Raw genomic sequence first — 7,079 nt, forward strand, 5'->3', positions numbered from 1 at the left:
CCGTTTTCATGCAGGCCGGGCAGGATGCCCGGACGACAGGGATTTTGCGGTGCAGGACGCACCGCCCGCGCGTCGCGGAAGCGACGCGGCGTGGAAAACGTGGCGCAGCTGCGCTGCGACCGTTTTCATGCAGGCCGGGCAGGATGCCCGGACTGCTCATAGTGGGGCGTCGCCAAGCGGTAAGGCACCGGGTTTTGATCCCGGCATTCGCAGGTTCGAATCCTGCCGCCCCAGCCAATCCGCGTCGTGCGCGCGGGGGGCTGAGCGGATGCAGGGCCCGACAGGGTGTGGTTCGCCGGAACGGCGCAACGGAGCAGACTCGTGGATCCCAACATGGATACGTCCGGCCTGCTGGTCTTCGCCGGCAACGCGAATCGAAGCCTCGCGACCTCGATCTGCACCGAGCTTGGTGTTCCGATCGGCAAGGCCCTCGTCGGTCGCTTCAGCGACGGCGAGGTGCAAGTCGAGATCGAGGAGAACGTGCGGCGCCAGGAAGTCTTCGTCGTGCAGCCGACGTGCGCGCCGAGCGCCGACAACTTCATGGAACTGCTCGCGCTCGTCGACGCGCTCAAGCGCGCTTCGGCGGCGAGCGTGACCGCGGTGATACCTTACCTCGGTTATGCGCGGCAGGATCGCCGGCCGCGTTCCGCGCGCGTACCGATCACGGCGAAGCTCGCAGCTCAGATGATCGGCGTGGTCGGCACGGACCGTGTCCTCACGGTCGACCTTCACGCGGACCAGATCCAGGGCTTCTTCGACATCCCGCTCGACAACGTGTACGCGTCGCCGGTGCTGCTCGCCGACATCTGGCGTTACTACGCGTCGGACAACCTGATCGTGGTGTCGCCGGACGTCGGCGGCGTGGTCCGCGCGCGTGCGCTCGCCAAGCGCCTCGACGATGCGGATCTCGCGATCATCGACAAGCGCCGCCCGCGTGCGAACGAGGCGACCGTCATGAACATCATCGGCGAGGTCAAGGACAAGGTGTGCGTGCTCGTCGACGACATCGTCGATACCGCGGGCACCCTGTGCGCGGCAGCCGCCGCGCTGAAGAAGAACGGCGCGCGCAAGGTCGTCGCGTACTGCACGCACCCGGTGCTGTCGGGTCCGGCGATCCGCAACATCGAAGGGTCGGCGCTGGACGAGCTCGTCGTCACCGACACGATTCCGTTGTCGGATGCGGCGAAGGCGTGCAACCGCATCCGCCAGCTGTCGGTCGCGGAACTGCTCGCGGAGACGATCCGCCGCATCGCGTACGGCGAATCGGTGAGTTCGCTGTACGTGGACTGATTCAGAGGGCCGAGGGCAAAGGGCAGAGGGCACAAGAGCGCGACACCGCTTGCAGCCCCCGGCCCCAGGCCCCCCGGCCCTGAACCCTCTCCTGGTCGCGGGAGAGCCCTGGGCGCCGCGAGGCGCCCAATTCCAGAGAAGGCAACATCGAAATGGCAACCACACACACCATCAATGTCGAAAAGCGCAACGATGAGGGCAAGGGTGCGAGCCGCCGCCTGCGTCGCGCTGGTTTCGTCCCGGCGATCGTCTACGGCGGCGGGGAGCTCAAGCCGGTCAGCATCCAGATCCAGCACAAGGACGTCTGGCACGCGAGCCAGAACGAGTGGTTCTACTCGTCGATCCTCGACCTCAGCCTCGGCGGCGACGTGCAGAAGGTGCTGCTGCGCGACATGCAGCGTCACCCGTTCAAGCAGCTCGTGCTGCACCTCGACTTCCAGCGCATCAACGAGAACGAGGCGATCCGCCTGCGCGTTCCGCTGCACTTCCTGAACCAGGAATCCTCGCCGGCCGGCAAGGCGTCGGGCGTGGTCATCACGCACGAACTCAACGAAGTCGAGGTTTCGTGCCTGCCGAAGGACCTGCCGGAGTACATCGAGGTCGACCTGGCCGAGCTGAAGACCGGCGATATCGTGCACCTGTCCGATCTCAAGCTGCCCAAGGGCGTCGAGATCCCCGAGCTGCGCCTCGGCAAGGAACACGACAACGCCATCGTCATCGCCAAGGAAGTCAAGGAAGAAGTCGAAGCGGCGCCGGCCGAAGGCGAAGCCGCGGCTGCGGCTCCGGCGGCGGCTCCGGCCAAGGCACCGGCGAAGAAGGACGAGAAGAAGTAAGGACCGCGTATCGCTGCCTGCGCACGATGCGCGGGCAGCGATCGCGCGTTTCGCCGCATGGCCGGCCTGCGCCTCATCGTCGGCCTCGGCAATCCGGGCGCCGAACACTTGCGGACCCGGCACAACGCCGGGTTCTGGTTCGTCGACGCGCTCGCACAGCGCGAGCCGGCGCGCTTCGGCATGGAGTCGAAGCTGCGCGGCGAGACGGCCAAGGTTGCGATCGATGGCGCGCCGGTATGGCTGCTCAAGCCGGTCACGTTCATGAACGCGAGCGGTGCGTCGGTCGGCGCCGCGTTGCGCTACTGGAAAATCGAGCCGGATCAGATGCTCGTCGTGCACGACGACCTCGATCTGCCGCCGGGTACCGCACGCCTGAAGTTCGACGGCGGGCACGGCGGGCAGAACGGTTTGCGCGATCTCGTCGCGCACATCGGGCACGGCAAGTTCCATCGGCTGCGCATCGGCATCGGCCATCCGGGCCACAAGGATCGCGTCAGCGGCTGGGTGCTGAGTCGGCCGTCGAAGGTCGACGAGGACCTCATGCTCGACGCGATCGCGAGCGCGCTCGACGTGCTGCCCCTCGCGGTCGCCGGCGAGTTCGAGGCGGCGATGAAGAAGTTGCACACCCACAGCAAGGATTCGTGATTGGTGATTGGTGATTCAAGGCGACGCCCGCGTCGACGGCGCCTGCTCCGCGAATCTCCAATCACGAATCACCAATCACGGAATTTCGCCTCATGGGCATCAAATGCGGCATCGTCGGCCTGCCGAACGTCGGCAAGTCGACCCTGTTCAACGCGCTGACGAAGGCCGGCATCGCGGCGGCGAACTTTCCGTTCTGCACGATCGAGCCGAACGTCGGCGTCGTGCCCGTGCCCGATCCGCGCCTCGCGGCGCTCGCGGGGATCGCCAAGCCGCTGAAGGTCATTCCGACCTCGATCGAGTTCGTCGACATCGCAGGCCTCGTCGCGGGCGCATCGAAGGGCGAAGGCCTCGGCAACAAGTTCCTCGCGCATATCCGCGAAGTCGACGCGATCGCGCACGTCGTGCGCTGCTTCGAGCATCCGGACATCGTGCACGTCGCCAACAAGGTCGACCCGATCGCCGATATCGAGACGATCGACACGGAGCTCGCGCTGGCCGACCTCGAGTCGGTCGACAAGGCGCTCAACCGCGTGGAACGCGCGGCAAAGGCGAACGACAAGGAAGCGCTCGCGAAGCGGCCCGTCCTGCAGAAGCTTGCCGCGGGGCTCAACGAAGGCCGGGTCGCGCGCAGCCTCGGCCTCGATGCGGAGGAGCGCGCGCTCGTGCGCGACCTGTTCCTGCTCACGCTCAAGCCGCTGATGTACATCGCGAACGTGCGCGAGGACGGTTTCGAGAACAACCCGCACCTCGACCGCGTGCGCGAGCGCGCGGCGGCCGAAGGCGCAGAGGTCGTGCCCGTGTGCGCCGCGATCGAAGAGGAGATGGCGCAGCTCGAGGATGCCGACCGCGACGAGTTCCTGAAGGACCTCGGCCTCGACGAACCCGGGCTCAATCGCGTGATCCGCGCCGGTTACAAGCTGCTCGGCCTGCAGACCTATTTCACCGCGGGCGAGAAGGAAGTGCGCGCGTGGCAGGTGAAGAAGGGCGCGACCGCACCGCAGGCCGCCGGCGTGATCCACACCGATTTCGAGCGCGGTTTCATCCGCGCCGAAACGATCGCCTACGACGACTACATCAAGTTCAAGGGCGAAGCCGGCGCGCGCGATGCAGGCCGCCTGCGCCTCGAGGGCAAGGAGTACGTCGTGCAGGAAGGCGACGTGCTGCACTTCCGCTTCAACGTGTGAGGCGCACGGGACAGCGCCCGCTCGGCCTCGAGCGGCCCGTTGCCCGTTGCGCTGATAGGTTCCAGCCCGCGCCCACGTTTTCCTTCGAGGACAGCCGCCTTGGCGGCGCCCTGACGGAGGAACCATGCGTATCGCTGTTGTCGTCTTGTTGCTGGTTGCGGTCGGTGCGAAGGCCGCGGATGACGCGGCCGTCGCGCGGCCCGAACTCGCCGTGCTGAAGATGGAAGAGGGCGTCTGGGACGCGGCGATCGAGTTCCCGCCGGCGAAGCCCGGTGACGCGCCGACGCACGCGACCGGCGTGCAGACGAACACGTTCGTGACCGGCCAGCGCTGGATCCGCAACGACTTCGAAGTCAATGCGAAATACGGCGGCCACGGCACCTGGGGCTACGACCCGAAGAAGCAACGCTACGTCGGCATATGGGTCGACAGCAACACGGACTACATCCGCCTCGACGAAGGCGCGTGGGATGCCGCGTCGAAGACGATGACGTGGACCTCGGAACTGCGCCAGCCCGATCCGTATCCGCCGGCGAAATACCGCATGACCGAGGAATTCCGCGGCGACACGCGCGTACTGACGATGACCGCGATCGGGCCGAAGAGCGGCAAGGAAGTACCGCTCGGCAAGATCACGTTCACTCGCCGCGCCGTGCGCTAGGGCGCCTTCGGGTCCGTCGTCGTTCCCGCGACGGCGGGCCCTGGCGGGCACACGGCGTAGCCGGCCCGGAGGTAAGGGCCGCGACGCGTGTCGAGCACCCTTCGAAGCCATTCAAGGCGAGCCAGGATCGGATGACTCGCCGCGCCGTCCCCTTGCGGCCGCGCGCTCCGCGCCGGCCCGCCTTCGCGGGAAGAAGGGGCGGACGTGCGAGGTCTTTCCTAGCGTGGAGGTCGGCCGGTCGCTCGGGCCGCGACGGGACGCAGGATGATCGCGGCGCCGTCGAAGCCGTTCGCGAAAATCACGTCGCTGGCGGCCACCTCGAGGTCGAGGCTGGCGGTATTGTTCGTGCCGCTCGGATCGGTCGCGGGCGCGTTGACCACTGCGGTCATCGAGTTGCTCAGCGTGCCGGTCGTTCCGGGCGCGACGCTGCCGTCGACGGTGAACGTGATCTGGCCGCCCGCGGGCAGCGAACTCGAGCCGATGATGTTGCCGCTGCTTCCCGCGGGGCAGGTCGCGCCGCCACTGCTCGCGCAGGTCCAGGTCGGGGCCTGGAACGCGGCCGGGAACGTGTCGACCAGCGTCGTGTTCGGCGAGGACGCGGGGCCGGCGTTGGCGACGACGATCGTGTACTGCAGCGCATCGCCCGCGGTGTAGGCCGTCGGCGTCGCGGTCATCGACACGGAGACGTCGGCATCGGTCGACATGGTCGTGCAGTTGACGACGGCGCGGATGACCCAGTCGCCGTTGACGCCGAGGGTGGCGCTGTCGAACCAGGCGAACGAACCGCCGACGTCGGCGTAGATCGTATTCCGCCCCGAGGTGTTGCCGTCGGTGTCGCGCACGACGCTGGGATCGACGCCGGCTTCCGGCGGTGCGGGAAACTCGAAGGCGACCACCACCGTTTCGCTCATCGTGACCGGCACGATGAGCGGCAGGGTGTTGTTGTCGTCGAGGTAACGCCACTCGTTCAGCGCATTGTCCTGCAGCACCGGGCCGCCGATGGTCTGGGCTTCGTCACCCGGCGCCGGAAAGGTCCCGCTGCGGTAGATATGGATCGCGTTGCCGATGACGTCGGCGCTGACGCCGCTCGGGGAGCGCCAGAAGATCTGAACGGCGACGAGGTTGCCGTCGCACGGGCTCGTCAGCCACGAGCCGGCCATCTCACCGGTCACGAAGCCCCAGACGATCGCGGCACTGCCAAAATCCGTGAGGGAGTCGTTCTTGATCGTGACTTCAGCTGCGCCGGCATTGCCGGCGAAGGCCAGGGCGAGCCCCAGACTGACCGTGGTACGCATCGTCATCCCCTGCGTTGCGACGCGACCAGCTTAGGCCCAGCCGTGCGACGCGGGCGCGATGGCGGTCACACAAGCGAGGGTCGGGGCGCTACCCTAGGCGACCCATGAGGAGCCAGCCATGCCCGGGACCCAGCGCGAAGTCGAATTCCGGTTCCTGACCGAGCCGGGCGACGTCAATTTCGGCGGCAAGGTGCACGGCGGCATGGTCATGAAGTGGATCGACCAAGCCGGCTACGCGGCCGCGGTCGGCTGGAGCGGCCAATACTGCGTGACCGTCGCGGTCGGCGGCATCCAGTTCGTGCAGCCGATCCTCATCGGCGACCTCGTGACCGTGCGCTGCAAGCTCATCCATACCGGCACCTCGAGCATGCATTTCGCCGTCGACGTGGTCGCGCGCGACCTCAAGACCGCGGCGGAGCGCGTCGCGACGAGCTGCGTGATCATCTTCGTCGCGCTCGACGCGCCCGACGGACGGCCTACGCCGGTGCCGCATTGGGAGCCGACCAACGAAGAGGACAAGCGGCTGGCCGACTATGCCGAGCGCCTGATCGCGCTGTCGAAATCGATGGAAGCCGAAGTTTCGAGCTTTCGCGGGGCGCTCGCACGCTGAACGGCCGGTCCGCGATCGACCGGCGGCGGGACCGAGGGCGATGTGTTCCGCGCCTTGACAGTGGCAGCCTCATGCAAGGAAAATGCGCGGCTCCGTGAGCGGAGGGATACCCAAGCGGCCAACGGGGGCAGACTGTAAATCTGCTGGCTTACGCCTTCGGTGGTTCGAATCCACCTCCCTCCACCAATATCGAGTGCGAAGCGGTTGCAAGGAGGTGGGTTCGAACCACCGACGAACGACCGGTTCGACAAATCCGCAGGAGCGGATTTGAACAGCCCGAAGGGCTGGCCCCGGAGGGGCGGAGGGCAGGATGCCCGGAGTCATCCACCTCCCTCCACCAACATCGAGTGTGAAGCGGTCGCAAGGAGGTGGGTTCGAGCCACCGACGAACGACCGGTTCGACAACGATACCCGGCGGCTTGATGCAGCCGGTGCAACACCCAAGCAGGTTCGTCCGGCGCGGGAGTAGTTCAATGGTAGAACTGTAGCCTTCCAAGCTACTAGCGCGGGTTCGATTCCCGTCTCCCGCTCCATTGATGGCGCTCCAGATTTTCGAAGCAG

Annotated in this window: 7 protein-coding genes and 3 tRNA genes; 9 read left to right on the forward strand and 1 reads right to left on the reverse strand. The window is 67.0% G+C overall.

What is annotated here, in order from left to right; genetic code table 11:
• Positions 1-162 precede the first annotated feature (162 nt).
• The 6 genes from VI238_RS09740 (at position 163) to VI238_RS09765 (ending at position 4,613) form a co-directional block, all read left to right on the forward strand.
• Positions 163-237, forward strand: a tRNA-Gln gene (locus VI238_RS09740).
• Between the two features lie 96 nt (positions 238-333).
• Positions 334-1,290, forward strand: coding sequence for a ribose-phosphate diphosphokinase (locus VI238_RS09745; protein ID WP_331650838.1), 957 nt, complete (start codon positions 334-336; stop codon positions 1,288-1,290).
• A gap of 152 nt (positions 1,291-1,442) precedes the next feature.
• Positions 1,443-2,123: a 50S ribosomal protein L25/general stress protein Ctc gene (locus tag VI238_RS09750; protein WP_331650840.1), complete on the forward strand. Its 681-nt coding sequence runs from the start codon at positions 1,443-1,445 to the stop codon at positions 2,121-2,123.
• 57 nt (positions 2,124-2,180) lie between these two features.
• A complete protein-coding gene (pth, locus tag VI238_RS09755; RefSeq protein WP_331650842.1) occupies positions 2,181-2,768 on the forward strand; it encodes an aminoacyl-tRNA hydrolase in 588 nt (195 codons plus the stop codon).
• A gap of 92 nt (positions 2,769-2,860) precedes the next feature.
• Positions 2,861-3,952, forward strand: a complete 1,092-nt coding sequence (gene ychF / locus VI238_RS09760; RefSeq protein ID WP_331650844.1) for a redox-regulated ATPase YchF — start codon at positions 2,861-2,863, stop codon at positions 3,950-3,952.
• A 124-nt stretch (positions 3,953-4,076) separates the two neighbouring features.
• A complete protein-coding gene (locus VI238_RS09765; protein WP_331650846.1) occupies positions 4,077-4,613 on the forward strand; it encodes a DUF1579 family protein in 537 nt (178 codons plus the stop codon).
• 218 nt (positions 4,614-4,831) lie between these two features.
• Here VI238_RS09765 and VI238_RS09770 read toward each other — a convergent pair whose 3' ends face one another.
• Positions 4,832-5,908, reverse strand: coding sequence for a hypothetical protein (locus tag VI238_RS09770; RefSeq protein ID WP_331650848.1), 1,077 nt, complete (start codon positions 5,906-5,908; stop codon positions 4,832-4,834).
• Positions 5,909-6,026: 118 nt separating this feature from the next.
• On the opposite strand from VI238_RS09770, the gene VI238_RS09775 reads away from it, so the two are divergent.
• From VI238_RS09775 to VI238_RS09785, 3 genes are all read left to right on the forward strand, one after another.
• Positions 6,027-6,518: an acyl-CoA thioesterase gene (locus VI238_RS09775; RefSeq protein ID WP_331650850.1), complete on the forward strand. Its 492-nt coding sequence runs from the start codon at positions 6,027-6,029 to the stop codon at positions 6,516-6,518.
• A 100-nt stretch (positions 6,519-6,618) separates the two neighbouring features.
• Positions 6,619-6,704, forward strand: a tRNA-Tyr gene (locus VI238_RS09780).
• Positions 6,705-6,977: 273 nt separating this feature from the next.
• Positions 6,978-7,051 (forward strand) — tRNA-Gly (locus VI238_RS09785).
• Positions 7,052-7,079 lie beyond the last annotated feature (28 nt).

The organism is Dokdonella sp. (genome assembly GCF_036518555.1).
Lineage (GTDB): Bacteria > Pseudomonadota > Gammaproteobacteria > Xanthomonadales > Rhodanobacteraceae > Dokdonella_A.